Annotated in this window: 1 protein-coding gene; it reads left to right on the top strand. The window is 59.7% G+C overall.

Going from position 1 to position 673, the window contains the following annotated elements; translation table 11 throughout:
* The first annotated feature begins 366 nt into the window (after positions 1–366).
* Positions 367–609 carry a hypothetical protein gene (locus EN935_RS39040; RefSeq protein WP_127266179.1) on the top strand — a complete coding sequence of 81 codons (243 nt, stop codon included), beginning with the start codon at positions 367–369 and terminating at the stop codon, positions 607–609.
* The last annotated feature ends 64 nt before the right edge of the window (positions 610–673 follow it).

Below are 673 nucleotides of genomic sequence, written 5' to 3' on the forward strand. Positions count from 1 at the left end.
CCTGATCTAGTCGATTAGCCGAGCAATCTACGGCGACCGCCGACAACGCGCCTCCCGCCCAACCGCGCAGGCCGCATTTGATGCGCCAGCCGCTGCGTAAAGGGGTGCCAGAGATGCCCTTTTGCACGGGACTTGACCAACTCGCTCCCGCTACTCGTTGCGAGCCAGAACGGAAACCAAGACGGAAATATCCGAGCAAGGAAGCTGCCGAGTTGCGTTGATGATCACCTGGTGGGAAGCTGACAGGCGTTTTGTGGAAAGTGCCTGCCGAAACCACCGAGCATTGGGGAGCTGGCGCGCTTGCAGACATGGTTGCGCGGCCTAGATGCTCTTTAGCGGAGATCGCACTGCCGCCGGAGACATGGTTTGCCCCGCTTTTTTCTGCACCTCGTGCTTGCCGGGCGCCGTCATCCTGATCCGGAAGGGAGCGAATTCCCAGACCATGAAAGTGCCGTTCGCGAAGCGATCGCCGCTGCAAAGGACATGATGGCGGAAGGATTGCGAGGTGGGAAGCCGCTAATACGCAATGCATCGTTTGAAATCGTAGTCGACGACGGCGCCGTTGTCGCGACCGTAACCTTCGCCGAGGCCGCCGATCATGGGAGCTAGGCGATTGTACCGAGTAGCCTCTCATACTCCTGTTCCGGCTCACTGTAGGTGCCGTCGGCGATTT

It is taken from the genome of Mesorhizobium sp. M7D.F.Ca.US.004.03.1.1 (assembly GCF_003998635.1).
In the GTDB taxonomy this organism is placed as follows: Bacteria; Pseudomonadota; Alphaproteobacteria; order Rhizobiales; family Rhizobiaceae; genus Mesorhizobium; species Mesorhizobium loti.